The following is a 17,731-nucleotide window of genomic DNA, read 5'->3' as shown; positions in this document are numbered from 1 at the left end:
CGGCACCGCCGCCTCCTCGGAAGGAACCTTGCTGCAATGACGAGTAGCACGTATGACGTCGTGATTCTCGGCGCCGGCAGTGGCGGATATGCCTGTGCTCTACGCGCTGCGCAACTCGGACTCACTGTCGCCCTCGTCGAACGAGACGAACTGGGCGGCACCTGTTTGCATCGCGGATGCATACCGACGAAAGCGCTACTTCATGTCGCTGAGGTAGCCGACGCACTGAGAACGGGCGGAAACTACGGCCTCGACGTCACGCTCAACACCATCTCATTCGACCACGTTCACGCCTTCAAAAATGGGGTGGTAGACCGACTGCATCGCGGGCTGAGCAGCCTTATCGAGACGTCTCCCAACATCACGGTGATCCGCGGTGCCGGTACCGTCGTAGGCACCCACACCGTCCGCGTAGGCGATGAGGAGTACACCGGGTCGAACCTCGTCCTCGCCACGGGCTCACGGCCACGCACAATCCCTGGTGTCGATATCGGCGGTCGTGTGATGACCAGTGACAGCGCCCTGGATATGCCGACCATCCCAGAGCGCGCGGTCATCATCGGCGGATCCGTCATCGGTGTCGAGTTCGCGAGCCTGTGGCACTCTCTCGGATCCGAGGTCACAATTATCGAATCTCTCGGAAGCCTCGTTCCGCAGGAAGATCCGTCGGTGTCGAAAAAGCTGGAACGAGCGTTCCGTAAACGCAAGATCAAGTTCACGACGAACGCGAAAGTGGTCGAGGTGTCTCAATCCGACACTGGGGCAAGTGTCACCCTGGACTCAGGAACGGCATTCGACGCAGACGTGGTTCTTGTTGCTGTGGGACGCGAACCCGCCTCTGACCGCCTGGGCCTCGACGAGGTCGGAGTAGCTCTCGATCGAGGATGGGTGGTAACCGACGAGCGGCTCCACAGCAACATTTCGTCCGTCTATGCAGTCGGCGACCTCGTACGTGGCCCTCAACTTGCTCACCGAGGGTTCGCACACGGCATCTTCGTCGCCGAAGAAATTGCCGGCCTGCAGCCACGTCCTGTCGTCGACATGAACCTGCCCCGGGTCACCTACAGTGACCCTGAGATCGCATCAGTCGGTCTTACCGAGCGCCAGGCCCAGGAAGCATTCGGAGACGTCGAATCCGTTGAATACAACCTTGCAGGCAACGGCAAGAGTCTCATCCTCGGAACGTCGGGCAGCGTCAAGATCGTCCGCGAACCCGAAGGACCGATTGTCGGTATTCACATGATCGGCGCCCGAATGAGCGAACAAATCGGAGAAGCAACCCTTGCAGTCGCGTTGGGTGTCCACCCCAATGAACTCACCTCCGTCATCCATGCCCATCCGACCCAGAACGAGTCCCTCGGCGAAGCCGCGCTCAGCCTCGCCGGTAAACCCCTTCACGCTCACGGCTGACACGAACGCCGGCGCACCCGAAATCTGTCAGGCGCGCCGGCGTTCCATCAGAGACGACAAGCCACCAGCAACGAAAGTTGCCAACGAGTCGAGGCTTTGGGCCGACGTCCTCTTCGAACCGGCGGCACCCACCCAGGTAGCAGCCATCGCGATCAGAGTATTTGCAGCCAGCGAGAAATTCTGATCCCGCTCTTCCCTGTCGACGTCCGGAAATGCCCTCTCCAAGAGCTGCCCGATAAGTACCGCCGTGTCATCGTCCTCCATCGGGGAAAACAACCGCTCGTCATTCGCCAGGCTCAACTGGCCACAAATGGCGAGCCATTGTTCGGCTCGCACGTAATCCTCTTCGAGAAACTGCTGATAGGGCAACGCGAGCACGCGCACGATCTCCTCGGCAGACGGCACCTCCGCGCTTTCCTTCAGTTCCGAGGCAAGAGCATGGATCCTGGCCAGGGCAGCAGAGCCGTAGTCGAGAAGCACGGCGCGAAGGATCGCGTCCTTGGACCCGAAATGGTAGTGCGCCGCTGCGGGTCCATAGCCCGCGGCAGCATTGATCGCGCGAACGGACACTGCATCGATTCCCTCTGCTGCGAACAGCGCCGCAGCCGAGTCGATAAGAGCCCGGCGAGTTGCTTCGCCGTCCCGGGCCTTCGGACGCTTCTTCTTGGTAGTCATCTGCCGATGGTATCCACCGCATCAATCGAGTGTTTCAATCGGACGTCCACAGCTGGCCCGAGGGGGTGCACTCTGAGGGCGGCCGGCGGCAACGCTCGTGGTGCCCCCATCTGCACTCCTACGCCTCGACGATTTTCGATCGCAAGACCGCAACGTCGTGATCGTCCAAGCCCAGACCCGACTTCACGTAGTTGTCGAACGAGCCGAACACCGCGTCGACCTCTTCGAATGCTGCTTCCAAGTACTCCGGTGACACACTGTACAGCGCGCGCATCGCAGCTCCGGCCTCGGGGCCGGAGGACTCGCTCGCCGCAGTTGCTTTGGTGCCAATCGTCGCTTTCGAGTACTCGTTTGTCAGCATGTAGTCTCGCATCACGGTCTCCCGATGCACTCCCGCGATGGTCAGGATGGTCGCGGCAATCCAGCCCGCTCTGTCTTTACCGGAGGTGCAATGGAAGATCACCGGACCCTCTGTCTGCGCAATGTCCCGAATTGCCGCACCCACCTCGGTACGAACCGAGTCGGTGTTCACAAGCTTCTGGTATGCGTCGACCATCAACCGGTCCACGCTCTCTGCTGAGGAAATGTCCAAGCCGCCCCCGGCGGTGACATTGTCAGCCTCGTCGCTGAACAAGTTGTGCCGGACGTACTGCGCCCCTTCAGGTACACGGTCTGGCTTTGCTTCGATCTCACCGCTCGTACGCAGGTCGACGACCTTGGCAATACCAAGGGTATTCAAGGTCCTCACATCCTCGTCGTCTGCAGTCAGTGCATTGGATCGATAGATGACAGAGGGACGGATCGAAGCCCCGTCCATAGTTCTGTACGTTTCGGCGCCGGCAAGATCCCTGAAATTGTCGACAGACGTAAGTCGCGGAGCCGGACTGCGGGAGAGCGCCTTCGACGATTCGGTAGCTGAGGAGGTGCCGGGTGAAGTCGCCGACGTCGGGGCAATTCCGCTTGGTTCCGCTCCTTCGCTGCAAGCTGAGAGAAGAAGTGCCGCGGCGGCGCAGCAAGCAAACATTCCATGATTGATACGCAAGAGTGAAGCCTCGCATCCGAATTCGTGAGTGTGACTGTCGGCACAGTATATCGATCATGTGATTGCGTCAACTGATCGATTTTGGGGACAGGGAGGTTCTACAACGCCCACTACCTCGACATCGTGAATGCCGGTATCACTTTCCGGGAGGCCGGCCCCGGTTTGATCAGTATTCTTCTGAGACCTCTCGCTTGAGAACTGGTCGGGCGTACGACTGGCGACCTACCGTCCTCGTGAGTCCTGATGAGAGCGGTGGCGCCGAGAACACCGGGGGCCTGGAGCACCCCTCACTTCGGGCGGTAGATGAGAACGCTCGTGCATCTGTAACCTGCCAGACGTGGTGCCGTTCGTGCACAACACGCCCAGTGACCGGCGTTCTCGAGTAAGAACGACCGGGGAACGTGGCTCCTGACCTGGGCAAGCAGGATATCCGCCGATGCACCGATGTCGTTGACATCTTCCCCGACCCCGCCGCGCCGATCCGCTTGTTTGAGCCGTATCGACGAGCAGCCTGACGTTGATCGACAACCGGCGCGATCTGGGCTTCGATGTACCGGCGTGCTTTCGCCTCGGCAACTCTACTGAGATCGTCACCGAACCCACCGAGGGGATAATTTCGCCTCGACGGCATGGTCCGGCTCTGAGGAATCGGGTAAGAATGTCGCTCACCATCTCTCACTGACGTGACCGCACGAACCCGGGTCAGTACGTGGCATTCGAATGAGCAAGCCGAGTGAGCGAGCGCCGCCTCAGCGAATGCTCTCGCTAATGCAGTGGGGCCGGTCCGGGCTGGGCCGGCTTGGCGAGGAAGCAGGCAGCAACGACTGCAGCCAGAGCGATGCATGACCCGCATACGAAGGCAGTCCGAATGCCCGCCAGGTCTGCGGCCGCTCCCCCCGTTTCCGAAGCCCTCTCGGCAGCAACCGAAGACATCACTGTCACGAACAGCGCCGTACCTGCCGCCCCCGCGAACTGCTGAAGGGTGTTGACGATGGCGCTGCCGTGTGAATACAGCGACGGTTCGAGGCATCCGAGTGCCGAGGTCATCGTGGGAGTGAGAACGAGACCAACACCGATGCTCAATGCGATATGGACCGACACCACCACACCTGCACTGACCGTTTCGTCGTACAACGACATCAATCCGAGCGACACTGCAACGAGAGCGGTGCCAGGAAGCGCGAGCGGTCGTGGACCGAACCGGTCGAACAAGCGGCCCACCAAAGGCGCGACGAGCCCCATGACGAGCCCTCCGGGCAGCAGGATCAGTCCCGCCTGAAGGACGGTCAGACCCCGGATGTTCTGAAGGTAGATGGGTAGCAGGATCAGATTGCCGAACAGCACTCCCATACAGATCACCAACACAGCGGCACCGGCGGCGAATGACCGCTGACCGAACGGTCGCATGTCCAAGAGCGCAGCATTCCGTCGCTGCAGCGCCCGCTGTCTGATGACGAACGCCACCATGCACCCTCCCCCTACCACGAGGGGCGCTGCAGGAGTAATAACTGCGTGCCCTCCTTCACCGAGGCTGCTCAACCCGTAGATCAAACCGCCGAACGAAAATGCGGACAAGATGATCGACAGTCCGTCGAATCGGACTGAGTTCGTTTGTCCGATGTTCTTCACGAAGAGCAATCCGAGAATCAGACTCGATACCGCAATCGGTAGGACCGACAGAAACAGCCCTCTCCAGGGCAGAACAGTAAGGACGAGCCCGGCGAAGGTCGGCCCCACCGCCGGCGCAACAGCGATCACGATCGCGATCAACCCCATGGCCCGACCCCGACGCGCTGCCGGCACCGCGGTCAGCACGGTAGTGACCAGTAGGGGAAACACCAGCGCCGTGCCGCAAGCCTGCACCATTCGGCCCGCCAAAATCAGCGGGAACCCAGGAGCCACCGCCGCCAGCAACGTACCCAGCGTGAAGGCCGACATCGCCGTCGTGAAGACCGCTCGAGTGGTGAACCTTTGCAGAATAACTCCGGTCATCGGTATGACCACGGTCATGGTGAGGAGAAAACCCGTGGTCAGCCATTGGGCCGCTGTTGCGGTGATAGCCAGTTCAACCATCAACTCGGGGATGGCCACGCTCATGATTGTCTCGTTGAGAATGACCACAAAGGACGAGATGAGTAGCAACCCGATCACGAGGCTCATGTGTGAGGGCATGGACGTCCCGCCGTCCCCTGTCTCTATCTGATCCGGGGCAGTTTCCGACGTCCGACCCACCGTCATGTAAGAAGCCTCCCGAAGAACGAAGATTCAAAATATTTGGCTCTCGTTGCCAACGTGAGCTACTCGGCGCTCCCGTCCGCGATCGTCCTACCTCACCCGTCCTGGCAGAGCGGAGCGCATGGGTCCGACCGCGCAACTATAACCGATCGATTGATTCAATCGTGTGATTCGTATAACGTGAGCTTCCGAACGACGCGAACGACATCACGTCTCCCGCCCGTATGCAGCGACACGCAAGTACGGCTGAATCACGGCCTTTCAACGATCAAGGACACGACCAGCATGAGCGACACCACCTTGCCGACCTCAGCATTCGACGTCGCCGAAGTCCGCGCACGGTTGCAACAAGTCGGTGAACTCGGCGCAGACGAAGACGTCACGGTGCGACTACTGGCCGGTGGGCGCTCGAATCTGACCTTCGAGGTGTCCAGTCCCAATCGATCATGGGTGTTACGGCGACCGCCCGCAGGTGAGCTCTTGGAGACCGCCCATGACATGGGCCGAGAAGTTGCTGTGCAATCCGCTCTCGCAAACAGCGGCATTCCGGTGCCTCGCATCGTCTACTCGTCGTCCGACGCCCCGCACGCGGGCGGCTCGTACTACCTCATGGACAAGGTCGACGGCACGGTGCTGAGAACCGATGCCGACTTCGAATCGGTCCCACTCTCCCAGCGCGAAGCACTATCACACCAGTACATCGACTCACTCGCCTCACTACACACACAGGACGTCGAAGCGGTCGGACTCTCGTCCTTCGGACGACCTGAAGGGTTCCTCGAACGACAGGTGCGACGTTGGACCAAGCAATTGAGCTCCTCACGATCCCGTGAACTCCCAGAGCTGGACCGTCTCTCCGCTGCACTCGCCGGTTCGGTTCCTGCCACCGCGAAGCCCTCAGTCATCCATGGCGACTTCCGATTCGACAACATGATCGTGCAGTTGGAACCACATCCGTCGATCGCCGCCATCCTGGACTGGGAAATGTCGACTCTCGGTGATCCACTGACCGACCTCGGTCTGGTCCACCTCTTTTGGGAAGGCTGGAAGGGAATCGACAACCCTATCGCAGGAACTCCCACCTCCCACGCCGGATATCCGTCCTTCTCGGCCCTCGCGCAGCGGTATTCGTCAACTACCGGAACCGATTTGAGCAATCAAGTCTGGTACAACGCCTTCGCGTTCTTCAAGATGGCCGTCATCTTGGAAGGAATCCACACTCGCTTCCTCAACGGCGAGACCGTCGGCGACGGTTTCGACAACATCGGGGCGATGGTCGCTCCGCTGACCGAACGTGGACTCGCCGCTTTGACGGCGTAGAACGCCCCACCCGAGTTGCAGCACCCAACGAACAAGGAGATCCACGTGGACTTCACCCCGGACGCGCGGACGGAAGAACTGCGATCGAAGTTGCTCGCGTTCATGGAGAACGAAATCTATCCAGTCGAGCACCACTTCCATGACCGTCCCGGAACCGGCTCCTTGCAGTGGGAACGACCTGCCATCATGACCACTCTGAAGCAGAAGGCCCGCGCGGAGGGTCTGTGGAATCTGTTTTTGCCCGATGACGAGCACGGAGCCGGACTGACCAATCTGCAGTACGCACCTTTGGCCGAGATCACCGGTTGGAGTCCCGAGGTGGCGCCCGAAGCGTTGAACTGCAACCCCCCGGACACGGGCAACATGGAGTTGCTGGCGATGTTCGGAACGCCCGAACAGAAGCACGAGTGGCTCGAACCGCTGCTCGCCGGACAGATACGCTCCGCGTATTGCATGACCGAACCGAACGTATCCTCCTCGGATCCATCCAATTTGAGTACAACGATCACCGATGACGGTGACCATTGGGTCGTCAATGGACGCAAATGGTGGTCGACCGGTGCACTGAGCAGCGACTGCCGGGTACTGATCGTCATGGGCGTCTCCGACCCCCACACCGACGCCCGCGGACGGCACAGTCTGGTACTCGTCCCGAGAAACACTCCTGGTGTCACCATCGAACGCGGACTCCAGATCTTCGGCTTCACCCACGGCGCCCACGGCGGTCACGCCGAAATCCGATTCGACAACGTCCGGGTCCCCAAGAAAAACCTGTTGGGAGAACGTGGCCGTGGACAGGCCCTTGCACAGGCCCGCCTCGGCCCCGGACGCATCCATCACTGCATGCGCATGATCGGCATGGCCGAGCGCGCCTTCGACCTGATGTGCACGCGCGCAAATGAGCGGACTGCATTCGAGAAGCACCTGGCCGACCAGGGAATCATCCAGCATTGGATTGCCCAATCTCGGGTCCGAATCGACCAGCTGCGGCTATATGTGCTCCGGGCTGCATGGTTGATCGACACAGTCGGAGCGCGGGCTGCGCGCACAGAGATCTCAGCCATCAAGGTCGCAGCTCCGGACACTGTCGAGTGGGTCGTCGACAAGGCGATCCAAGTCCACGGCGCTGGGGGCATGACCCAGGACCACCCGCTCGCCATGCTGTGGGCCCAGGCCCGCACGATGCGCTTCATCGACGGTGCCGACGAAGTCCACCGCATGGTCGTAGCGACCAAAGAGCTTCGCAAGCGACAGCCCGCCGAACGCCACGCAAGGGGATAAAAATGACTTCCAACGTCATTGTGGACGGCGCCCGCACGCCTATCGGAAAACTGTCCGGGTCCCTCCGATCCCTGTCCGCTGTCGCACTGGGTTCCCACGCAATCACCGCTGCCCTGAACAGGGCAGGCGTGCAACCGGATCAAGTGGACCATGTGGTCATGGGCAATGTAGTGCAGGCCGGAGTCGGACCGAATCCGGCGCGACAAGCGGCCGCCGCAGCCGGAATTCCACTGTCCACGCCTGCAATCACGATCAACAACCTGTGCCTGTCAGGTTTGGAGGCAGTTCGGATCGCCGACCGGATGATCTCCGCCGGCGAAGCGACCATAGTTGTTGCTGGCGGCATGGAGTCGATGACCAACGCGCCCCATTTGGTCCGGGAAGCACGCAATGGCATCCGCTACGGGTCGGGAACACTGGTCGACGCGCTAGACCGCGACGCCCTCATCTGCGCATTCGACGGGGTCGCAATGGGCGCAGCAACAGAGGCCTACTTATCAGCAGAGGACATTTCGCGAGCTGATCTCGACGTCTTCAGCTCCACCTCGCACCGCCGGGCCGACGCCGCAACACACGATGGCACCCTCACCCGCGAGATTTCCGCAATCGCATTGACCGGCCGCGCCGGTACCACAATCGTCGACACAGACGAAGGCATTCGCCCAGGGACGACCGCCGACAGTCTCGGCCGGCTCCGGCCTGCTTTTGCCAGCGACGGGGTCATCACCGCGGGAAACTCCTCACAATTATCCGATGGGGCATGCGCACTCGTGATCATGCGAAAAGATCTCTGCGAAGCGTTCGGCTTACCCTGGTTGGCAGAGATCAGGAGCCATGCCTTCGTAGCGGGTCCCGACACGTCACTTCTCCATCAACCAGCTGCAGCAATCGCCGCCGCACTCGAACGAGACGGTGACCTCACGGCCAAGGACCTGAACCTGGTCGAAATCAATGAAGCGTTCGCCGGCGTCGCCATCGCAGCCATGAACGACCTCTCACTCGACCCGGATCGACTGAATATTCACGGCGGAGCAATCGCACTCGGTCATCCAGTGGGGATGTCGGGAGCACGACTTGCACTGACGTTGGCACATCAACTTCACGACCGTGGCGACTGTGTCGGCGCAGCTGCATTGTGCGGTGGTGGCGGGCAAGGCAACGCCGTAATCCTCCACGCTCCCCCGGCACCACGTACTTAGGCTCAACCCGAAAGGTCCTGGCCATGGCACCACCATGCAACTCCGGCACCAACGACAGGAACCCCTCGGCGGATCCGGCAGGTCGAAAGCTGTTACGGCTCGAGGTCCGTAACGCGCAGACACCAATTGAGTCCAAACCCACGTGGATCAAGACACGCGCAAAGACCGGACCCGCATTCGAAGATCTGACGAACCTCGTCAACGATCGAGGACTCCACACGGTGTGCCAGGAAGCCGGCTGCCCCAACATCTACGAATGTTGGGAGGACCGCGAAGCCACATTCCTCATCGGCGGCGACCAATGCACCCGCCGCTGCGACTTCTGCCAGATCGACACCGGAAAACCCGCTGCCCTCGATCGCGACGAACCCCGCCGCGTAGCCGAATCGGTCCGCACAATGGGCTTGCGCTACGCCACCATCACCGGTGTCGCTCGGGACGATCTCTCCGACGGCGGCGCTTGGCTCTACGCAGAAACCGTACGGAAGATCCACGAGTACAACCCCGGCACAGGCGTCGAGAACCTCGCCCCGGACTTCAACGGTCGACCGGAACTCCTCGAGGCCGTGTTCGACTCCCATCCGGAGGTACTTGCCCACAACGTAGAGACCGTACCCAGGATCTTCAAGCGAATCCGACCGGGTTTTCGCTACGACCGATCACTCGGTGTCATCGACGCAGCGCGCAATCATGGCCTCATCACCAAATCCAACCTGATCCTCGGCATGGGAGAACGTCCGGACGAAGTCACCGCGACGATGCGCGAGCTGCTCGATGCGGGATGCGACATTCTCACCATCACTCAGTACCTACGCCCATCCACCCGACACCACCCCGTTGAACGCTGGGTCAAACCCGAAGAGTTCATCGCGCATTCCGAGGCAGCACTGGCCATGGGCTTCGCCGCTGTCATGGCCGGCCCGTTGGTCCGCTCCTCCTATCGCGCAGGCAAACTTTTCGTCCAAGCTATGGCTCACCGGGCAATGCCATTGCCATCGCACCTAACGCACCTCGCGGTCGCACCCGCCGGTCCCTCCATGCAGGAAGCAACGTCAGTGCTGACCCGAACACGATGACAACCACCGCGCCCGGCTTGTCAGGACGCACCAGAACTGGCTCATTCAGTACATTCCATTATCAGAAGGAACAACTCCCTTGGTTGACAACCTGTATCACTTCGTCGGTGGCAAGCGTGTCCCCGGCACCTCCGGCAGGTTCGGCGACGTCTACGACCCGAACACCGGCGAAGTCCAGGCCCGGGTACCGCTCGCCGACAAGCCCGAAACCGAGGCCATCATCGCCGATGCTGTCGACGCTCAGCGCCGGTGGGCGGCGTTCAACCCACAAAAACGTGCCCGCGTACTGCAGAAGTTTCTGCAGTTGGTGCACGAGGAGATGGACTCGCTCGCCCGACTGCTATCGAGCGAACACGGCAAGACCATCCCCGACGCCAAGGGCGATATCCAACGCGGCCTCGAAGTCATCGAATTCGCAATCGGCGCACCACATCTGCTCAAGGGCGAATACACCGTCTCCGCCGGCACCGGCATCGACGTGTACTCGATGCGCCAACCCCTCGGCGTCGTCGCCGGCATCACCCCCTTCAACTTCCCCGCGATGATCCCGCTGTGGAAGGCCGGCCCCGCCCTGGCCGCCGGCAACGCCTTCATCCTCAAACCCTCCGAACGCGACCCCTCGGTTCCGCTGCGCCTGGCGGAATTGTTCACCGAGGCCGGCCTGCCCAACGGGGTGTTCAACGTCGTCAACGGCGACAAACAGGTCGTCGACGTGCTGCTGACCGACGAGCGCATCAAGGCCGTCGGCTTCGTCGGCTCCACCCCCATTGCCCAGTACATATACGAAACCGCCGCGAAGAACGGCAAGCGCGCCCAGTGCTTCGGTGGTGCGAAGAACCACGCCATCATCATGCCCGACGCCGACCTCGACCAGGTCGCCGACGCCCTCATCGGCGCCGGCTACGGTTCCGCCGGCCAGCGGTGCATGGCCATCTCGGTGGCCGTGCCGGTCGGGCAGGACACCGCCGACGCACTGGTCGCCAAGCTCGTCGACCGCATCGGCGCGCTGCGGATCGGCCGCTCCGACGACGAGAAGGCCGACTTCGGTCCGCTGGTCAGCCGCGACGCCCTCGACCGGGTCAACGACTACATCGGGATCGGCGTCGACGAGGGCGCCGAACTGCTCGTCGACGGCCGCGGCTTCGTCCTCGACGGGCACGAGAACGGTTTCTTCGCCGGTGCGAGCCTGTTCGACAAGGTCACCACCGATATGCGGATCTACCGCGAGGAGATCTTCGGTCCGGTGTTGCTGATCGCCCGCGCCGCCGACTACGAACAAGCGCTGGCGCTGCCCACCGAACACGACTACGGCAACGGCGTGGCGATCTTCACTCGTGACGGTGATACCGCCCGCGACTTCACCCACCGTGTCGAGGTCGGCATGGTCGGAGTGAACGTGCCGATTCCGGTGCCGATCGCCTATCACACCTTCGGCGGCTGGAAACGTTCCGGCTTCGGGGACCTGAACCAGCACGGCCCGGATTCGTTCCGCTTCTACACCAAGACCAAGACCGTCACCCAACGCTGGCCCTCGGGCACCAAAGAACACGCCAGTGATCACTTCGTCATCCCTACGATGGACTGAGCGGGCATCATCTCTCATCTCCAACCCCGTTCTCGAACAAGGAAGTACCGACAACGTGCGTATAGAGAACAGCGTCGCCGTCATCAGTGGCGGTGCCTCAGGACTCGGTAAAGCAACCGCGCAAGCACTACATGACCACGGCGCGAAGATCGTCATCATCGACCTGCCCTCCTCCGATGGAGCCGCCGCCGCACAGGCGCTGGGCGACAATGCACACTTCGTCGCCGCCGATGTCACTTCGGACGGTGAAGTGGCGGAAGCCGTGAAGTTCGCGAGCACGCTCGGCGACCTCCGGATTGCCGTCAACTGCGCAGGTATCGGCACTCCGGGTAAAGTCCTGGGTCGAACCGGCGCGCTACCATTGGCTGACTTCGAACGCGTCGTCCGAGTGAATCTTCTGGGCACCTTCAACGTCATCCGTCTGGCAGCTGAGCAGATCGCACACACCGACCCGGTCGACGGCGAACGAGGCGTCATCATCAACACCGCTTCCGTCGCTGCCTTCGACGGCCAGATCGGACAGCCGGCTTACGCAGCGTCCAAGGGCGGTGTGGCAGCTATGACACTTCCGATTGCTCGCGAACTCGCTCGCCACCTCATCCGTGTGGCGACCATCGCACCCGGGATCTTCGAAACACCCATGCTTGCCGGCCTTCCGCAGGAGGCGCAGCAGTCCTTGGGGCAACAGGTACCTCATCCCTCGCGGCTGGGAAGGGTGTCCGAGTACGCTGCTCTTGCCACACACATCGTCGAGAACCCGATGCTCAACGGTGAGACAATTCGACTCGACGGGGCCATCCGGATGGCGCCCCGCTGAGCCGCTACGGCGGAGTCCGAGCACGAACCGGCCTACTGCAGCATCCCGCACCACAATGGTGAGGATCGCTGTAGTAGGCCGGTACCGGCTTTGGCTGACCTGTCAGGTTCGCTGCCTCAACACGAACATCGATCAGGCGTCGGGCACGGCATACTCTGCGACAATCGAACCCTCTCCTGCAAACGATTCGGCGATCATCTGATGCCCGAGATACTGGGCTTCATCCGAGTAGTAACGAGAGGCACACGCGCCGTCCTGCCATTCGATCGTCCTCATGGCTTCGACGATCTTCTCGTGGTCGGTTGTGGTTCCAGCTTCTTCCATCGCTTGCGCGAGGAAGTGCACGGCGTCGTATACCTGCGTCGCCGAGGCTGTCGGCTCGGTCCCCTGCTTCTCCTCGTACGTTGCTGCGAAGTTGTGTCCCGCAACGCTCTCGCCGAGCTTCGGAGCACACGGAGTGACGGCGTACAGATTCTCGAGTGCCTCCCGGGGAGCAAGGTCGTTGGCAGAAACCAGTGGTCCCGAGTTCCCTGTAACAACAGGAACATCGATCTGATTCTGGAGCATCTGATTCATCTGAAGTGCAAGGACATTCGGGAATGTCCACGATACGACGGCGTCGACGTTCTGGAACTCGAGGATAGGTCCGGTGAGATCGGTCGCTGTGGGCGGCACATAGCGTACGCCTTCCACGGCGATACCTGACGTTTCTGCTACCGCCAGTGTATTTTCCGTAGACGTGCGTCCGAATGTCTCGTCGGTAGCAATGATTCCGATGGTGTCGGCTCCAAGTTGCTTGCTGAGTTCCACAGCACCTCTGGCGCGCGCAGTATCGTCCGGATTCACCGAGAACAACCATTCGCTGCCGGCTTCTGCACCTCGAGCGAGCTTCCCATCACTGCTGATATGGATCATGGGGATCTCGGCGGCGTCCACGTCTCTCGTCAATGCTTCAAGGGATCCACCGCCTGGAAATCCGATGATCGCGCTCGGATTCAGGTCAACTGCCTTGAGGAACGCAGTCCGGGCGTTCTGCGGATCCGTGACGGACGCCGGTATCCGCGTGTACTCGAGGGGTTCCCCCAAAATGCCACCGACTGCGTTGATCTCGTCCACAGCGATCTGGGCACCCACGTTGTAATCGTCGAGTGCGTTGGGTGAATCACCTTTGACCTCGATCAGCCCGACAATGTGCGCACGGCCGTCTGCCTCGTTCGAAGAAGCCTCGGCACTGCACGCGGATGCCGCCAAGGCGGAGCCGATCACCGTCGCGATCAACGTATATCGGCGATTCCGATGTCTGTTCACTGACCGATACATTCATTCTCCTCAACTCTCGACGAACCGCGGCCCTATGGCGCCGGGTGCGGATGACAGTCAACTGTCGGACAGTGCATCGCGCTGCCCGAGATAGCTGGCCACAATCAATGATCGATCGGACAATTCGGCTGCGGTTCCTTCGAGCACCGGCCTGCCAGCGGCAAGGACGCAGCCACGGTCTGCAAGGGAAAGTGCATCAGTCGTGCTCTGTTCCACCAGCAGCATTGCGGTTGTACTTTTGATTTCGCGGAGAGCTGCATAAACTACTTGGGTCACTGAAGGCGCGAGCCCAAGCGACGGCTCGTCCAACATCAACAGCCGCGGCGATGCGATCAGTGCCCGTCCGATCGCCACCATTTGTTGTTCGCCACCGGAAAGAGCGAATCCCATGCGATCTCTGAGTCGCGTCAAAGCCGGAAACAGATCGTAGACGTCGTCGTAGCCGAACACAGCAGCCCGATCTGCTCGAGCGACCTCACCCATTTGGAGGTTCTCATGGACCGAGAGATTCGGGAACACGCGCCTCCCCTCGGGAACGTGGATCAGTCCCGATCTGGCGATGCGCGCGATGCCCGAACCCCTGAGATCGTCACCATCGAACCGCACCGTGCCTTCGTACGCAGCCGTACCGGATATCGCATTCAGAAAAGACGTTTTACCCGCACCATTCGGACCGAGGAAACAGACCACTTCCCCCTCCTGCACAGACAATCTCACATCCCGAAGCGCTTCCGTCGATCCGTAACTCACACACAGTCCATCGATCTCAAGCATCTTTACCCACCCCGAGGTAGGCGTCGACGACACGAGGATCCCGCCACACGGTGTCCGATTGTCCGAGCGCGATCCGTCGTCCCAGCTCCAGCACCATCACGCGGTCACACAGCGCATCGACAAAGTCGATCTTGTGATCGACGATGATCATCGTGACGCCCTCATCACGGACAGATGTCAGCAGCTCACCCAGAGAAGACGTCTCCGCATCGTTCAATCCGGCACTCGGTTCGTCCAACAGTAAAATTTCCGGAGAAGCGACAAGTGCGCGTGCGAGTTCCACCAGGCGTTGTTCTCCGTAGGTGAGACTGTGGGCTTGCACGCGTGCTCGATGCTCCATCCCCACTCGCACCAACTGCTCGAACGCACTGTCAAATCGGTGGTCCTCACCACGCCGCATGCTGCGTCGCCGAAGCCAGGCGGATGTGAGTCCCTGCGCGTTCCGATCACGTGCGCCGAGCGCAACGTTCTGCAGACAGTCGAGATCCGGCACGAGTTGTGGCGCTTGATAGACACGAGCAACTCCGCAGGAAACAACGGAGGCCGGCTTGCCCAGGACCAACTTGTTGCTTCCCACTTCCACTGATCCTGATGCAGGGACTACTCCGGTCAGTGCATTGAGCAGCGTCGTCTTCCCACTGCCATTGGGACCGACCAGTCCGAGCGCTTCCCCGCGATAGACGGTAAATGATGCGCCGTCAACCGCGTGTACACCACCGAATGCAACGCTGAGCCCTTCTACTGTGAGCAATGGTTCGTTGTCAGGAACTTCCACGATCGCCTCCGTCATTGTGTGGCAACTGTTCCGCTCCCGTTGGACGTCGTCGTGTTGCCGAGTGCTTCTGCCTCCGCCCCAGACGCACACTGAGTCCGGTAATACCCGTCGGAAAGACCAGAATCAGCACCAACAAAAGCAGGCCGTAAACGATCGACATATATTGCTGGATTCCAGACAGGAGCTCGGGTACGCAGACATAGAACGCCGCTCCGATCAGCGCACCCCAGTGACTTGTGACACCGCCGAGTATCACCATCAGGAACAGGCCGATGCTCAGTTCGAGGCCGAATGAGTCGACGCCGATGAAACCCTGCCAGTGAGTGACCAACGAACCTGATAGACCGCCGAGTCCGGATCCGACGATCATGGCAGTGATTCTCAGACGTTCAACGGGTACTCCGAGAGTTCTGGCGACCGGCGGAAAGTGCCGTATCGCTGCGAAGTCACGTCGAAGAGGCGAGCGGGTCGCCCAGATCGTCAGGAGAAGAATCACGGCGAGTGCAGCGGCGAAAAGCCAGAACACCTCACTGTCGGTGCGCAGTTGGACGCCGAACACTTTTGGATACCGTACACCTGTGATGTTGCCGTTGATACCAGTGAATGCACTGGTGCGGCCGAACACCACTAGGCCGATCTCGGTCACTCCTAATGTGCCGAGTGCGAAGTACAGATGCTCAGCGCGCCACAGCAGTGCCCCTACGACGAACCCTGCTGCGGCGGTGACCGCGATGGCTCCCACCACACAACTCCAGAACGGCCAGTCCTTCGCCGCGAGGAACGCTGTAGTGTAACCACCGAGTGCCATCATGAATGTCTGGCAGAACGCAAATCGTCCTGCACAACAGAAAATCCAATAAAAGCCGAGCGCTGCAATGGAATACGCGATCCACAAGTTGAGCAGATTCAGGGCACTGTTGGAGGTGAGTGCCTGGGATGCTGCGAGGACACCGATCGCAACGACTCCGAGTACGAGGTAGTGCGCTCTTTCATACCCCTGCCGTGGGCTTCGTTTCGGGGTGACCTCACGGATGTCTACTGCTGTCCCGGTCATACTCTTGCCTCCGCCCGTCCGAGCATGCCTTGGGGTCGAAGTGCAAGAAGTCCCAGCATGACTACATACGGCAGTACAACTGCGTAGTCCTGGAGTACGTAACCTCCGACCAGATACTGAAGAGCCCCGACAAGGACCGCGCCAAGACAGGCTCCCCACAAGTTGCCGAAGCCACCGATCACCGACGCGGCGAACGCCGCGATCATGATGGTGAAACCGAAGTTCAGATCGAGAGTCGCGAGTGGCGCTACGAGGATGCCTGCAAGCGCCGCCAACCCCGCGGACAGCCCCCATGCTGCGACCCCGATCTTCGTTGCGTCGACCCCGTACAACTCTGCGGCCGTGCGATCACTTGCCAAAGCGCGCAGTTGCCGGCCGAAGCTGGTGCGGTTGAAGATCAACGCAATACCGATGATGCACGCGATGGCGACAATGATGATGAGCAATCGCTGGGCGGCGATGGGCGCACCGAACAGGTTGACCACGCGAGCGTCGACCGGCGACGGCAACCGTTGAGGAGTGCTTCCCTGCCACAACGAGACCCCTGCTCGGATAACAAGTGCTGCCGCCAGGGTAGCGATCAGAACTGTAAGATGCGGCCGTTTGCGCAACGGCGCGTAGGCAATTCGTTCGAGAACAACACCTATGCAGCACATCACCACGACGGCGCAGAGATAGCCGAGCAGCGGAGCCGTGCCGAAATCGACAATGAACCACAAGGCGATGTAGCCACCGAGCGTAATCAGATCGCCGTGTGCGAAGTTCACTACGCCTGACGCTTTGTAGAGTACGAGGAATCCGAGCGCTGCCAGGCAGAGCACGGCGCCGTATGCAAGCGCGCTCACTGACAGCGCGATGAAGGTCGTCATCGCACTCTCCAGAGGGGCAGATAATGAATGCACCTCGATCCGCGCCTACCCGCACCGACCGGTTGCACCCCTCGGGCTATGGACTCCATCAGCTCTTCTTCGATCCGAGACATCGTTCCAGTCCTTTCAGTCCCTGCCCTGCGTCGGCAACTCTGCAGACGGATCGGTTCAACACGTCACATGATCGGCTCGCCGCACTTGCGACCACCATGAAGGACCGGATACACCGGCAGATCCGCCGAGTAGATCGCCTCGGTCTCACTCGAGCGCCCAATCCGCTTAGCGCCGTTCGTCACAAT

15 protein-coding genes are annotated in these 17,731 nt (G+C 60.9%); 7 read left to right on the top strand and 8 right to left on the bottom strand.

The window, feature by feature from the left end; all coding sequences use genetic code 11:
* Positions 1 to 36 precede the first annotated feature (36 nt).
* Positions 37 to 1,410: a dihydrolipoyl dehydrogenase gene (gene lpdA / locus ACLBYD_RS25780; RefSeq protein WP_447818637.1), complete on the top strand. Its 1,374-nt coding sequence runs from the start codon at positions 37 to 39 to the stop codon at positions 1,408 to 1,410.
* 27 nt (positions 1,411 to 1,437) lie between these two features.
* Here the strand turns inward: lpdA and ACLBYD_RS25775 are convergent, their stop codons facing one another.
* The 3 genes from ACLBYD_RS25775 to ACLBYD_RS25765 form a co-directional block, all read right to left on the bottom strand.
* The gene (locus ACLBYD_RS25775; protein ID WP_447818633.1) at positions 1,438 to 2,085 is read right to left on the bottom strand and encodes a TetR family transcriptional regulator; all 648 of its coding nucleotides are present in this window, start codon (positions 2,083 to 2,085) and stop codon (positions 1,438 to 1,440) included.
* Positions 2,086 to 2,203: 118 nt separating this feature from the next.
* The gene (locus ACLBYD_RS25770) at positions 2,204 to 3,109 is read right to left on the bottom strand and encodes a tyrosine-protein phosphatase (protein WP_447818636.1); all 906 of its coding nucleotides are present in this window, start codon (positions 3,107 to 3,109) and stop codon (positions 2,204 to 2,206) included.
* A gap of 783 nt (positions 3,110 to 3,892) precedes the next feature.
* Complete coding sequence (locus tag ACLBYD_RS25765; RefSeq protein WP_447818632.1) at positions 3,893 to 5,287, bottom strand: DHA2 family efflux MFS transporter permease subunit; 1,395 nt, start codon at positions 5,285 to 5,287, stop codon at positions 3,893 to 3,895.
* A gap of 360 nt (positions 5,288 to 5,647) precedes the next feature.
* On the opposite strand from ACLBYD_RS25765, the gene ACLBYD_RS25760 reads away from it, so the two are divergent.
* From ACLBYD_RS25760 to ACLBYD_RS25735, 6 genes are all read left to right on the top strand, one after another.
* Positions 5,648 to 6,682, top strand: coding sequence for a phosphotransferase family protein (locus tag ACLBYD_RS25760; RefSeq protein ID WP_447818631.1), 1,035 nt, complete (start codon positions 5,648 to 5,650; stop codon positions 6,680 to 6,682).
* Positions 6,683 to 6,727: 45 nt separating this feature from the next.
* On the top strand, positions 6,728 to 7,963 hold the full coding sequence (locus tag ACLBYD_RS25755; protein WP_447818630.1) for an acyl-CoA dehydrogenase family protein: 1,236 nt from the start codon (positions 6,728 to 6,730) through the stop codon (positions 7,961 to 7,963).
* Between the two features lie 2 nt (positions 7,964 to 7,965).
* Positions 7,966 to 9,162 (top strand): acetyl-CoA C-acyltransferase, encoded by a 1,197-nt coding sequence (locus tag ACLBYD_RS25750; protein WP_447818629.1) that lies wholly within the window; start codon positions 7,966 to 7,968, stop codon positions 9,160 to 9,162.
* A 23-nt stretch (positions 9,163 to 9,185) separates the two neighbouring features.
* Positions 9,186 to 10,238, top strand: a complete 1,053-nt coding sequence (lipA, locus tag ACLBYD_RS25745) for a lipoyl synthase (RefSeq protein WP_447818628.1) — start codon at positions 9,186 to 9,188, stop codon at positions 10,236 to 10,238.
* A gap of 79 nt (positions 10,239 to 10,317) precedes the next feature.
* Positions 10,318 to 11,823: a CoA-acylating methylmalonate-semialdehyde dehydrogenase gene (locus ACLBYD_RS25740; protein ID WP_447818627.1), complete on the top strand. Its 1,506-nt coding sequence runs from the start codon at positions 10,318 to 10,320 to the stop codon at positions 11,821 to 11,823.
* A 55-nt stretch (positions 11,824 to 11,878) separates the two neighbouring features.
* Positions 11,879 to 12,640 carry an SDR family NAD(P)-dependent oxidoreductase gene (locus tag ACLBYD_RS25735; RefSeq protein WP_447818635.1) on the top strand — a complete coding sequence of 254 codons (762 nt, stop codon included), beginning with the start codon at positions 11,879 to 11,881 and terminating at the stop codon, positions 12,638 to 12,640.
* A gap of 132 nt (positions 12,641 to 12,772) precedes the next feature.
* Here ACLBYD_RS25735 and ACLBYD_RS25730 read toward each other — a convergent pair whose 3' ends face one another.
* From ACLBYD_RS25730 to ACLBYD_RS25710, 5 genes are read right to left on the bottom strand one after another with little or no spacing between them, the layout of a single operon-like run.
* Positions 12,773 to 13,960, bottom strand: a complete 1,188-nt coding sequence (locus ACLBYD_RS25730) for an ABC transporter substrate-binding protein (protein ID WP_447818626.1) — start codon at positions 13,958 to 13,960, stop codon at positions 12,773 to 12,775.
* Between the two features lie 57 nt (positions 13,961 to 14,017).
* Positions 14,018 to 14,734 carry an ABC transporter ATP-binding protein gene (locus ACLBYD_RS25725; RefSeq protein WP_447818625.1) on the bottom strand — a complete coding sequence of 239 codons (717 nt, stop codon included), beginning with the start codon at positions 14,732 to 14,734 and terminating at the stop codon, positions 14,018 to 14,020.
* On the bottom strand, positions 14,727 to 15,509 hold the full coding sequence (locus tag ACLBYD_RS25720) for an ABC transporter ATP-binding protein (RefSeq protein WP_447818624.1): 783 nt from the start codon (positions 15,507 to 15,509) through the stop codon (positions 14,727 to 14,729). Before ACLBYD_RS25720 ends, ACLBYD_RS25725 begins: the two co-directional genes overlap by 8 nt.
* Positions 15,496 to 16,563: a branched-chain amino acid ABC transporter permease gene (locus tag ACLBYD_RS25715; protein WP_447818623.1), complete on the bottom strand. Its 1,068-nt coding sequence runs from the start codon at positions 16,561 to 16,563 to the stop codon at positions 15,496 to 15,498. The genes ACLBYD_RS25720 and ACLBYD_RS25715 overlap by 14 nt, the downstream gene beginning before the upstream one ends.
* Positions 16,560 to 17,432, bottom strand: a complete 873-nt coding sequence (locus ACLBYD_RS25710; protein WP_447818622.1) for a branched-chain amino acid ABC transporter permease — start codon at positions 17,430 to 17,432, stop codon at positions 16,560 to 16,562. The genes ACLBYD_RS25715 and ACLBYD_RS25710 overlap by 4 nt, the downstream gene beginning before the upstream one ends.
* Between the last annotated feature and the right edge of the window lie 299 nt (positions 17,433 to 17,731).

The organism is Rhodococcus sp. C26F (assembly GCF_053345925.1).
This window is presented reverse-complemented; position numbering and strand designations above follow the sequence as displayed.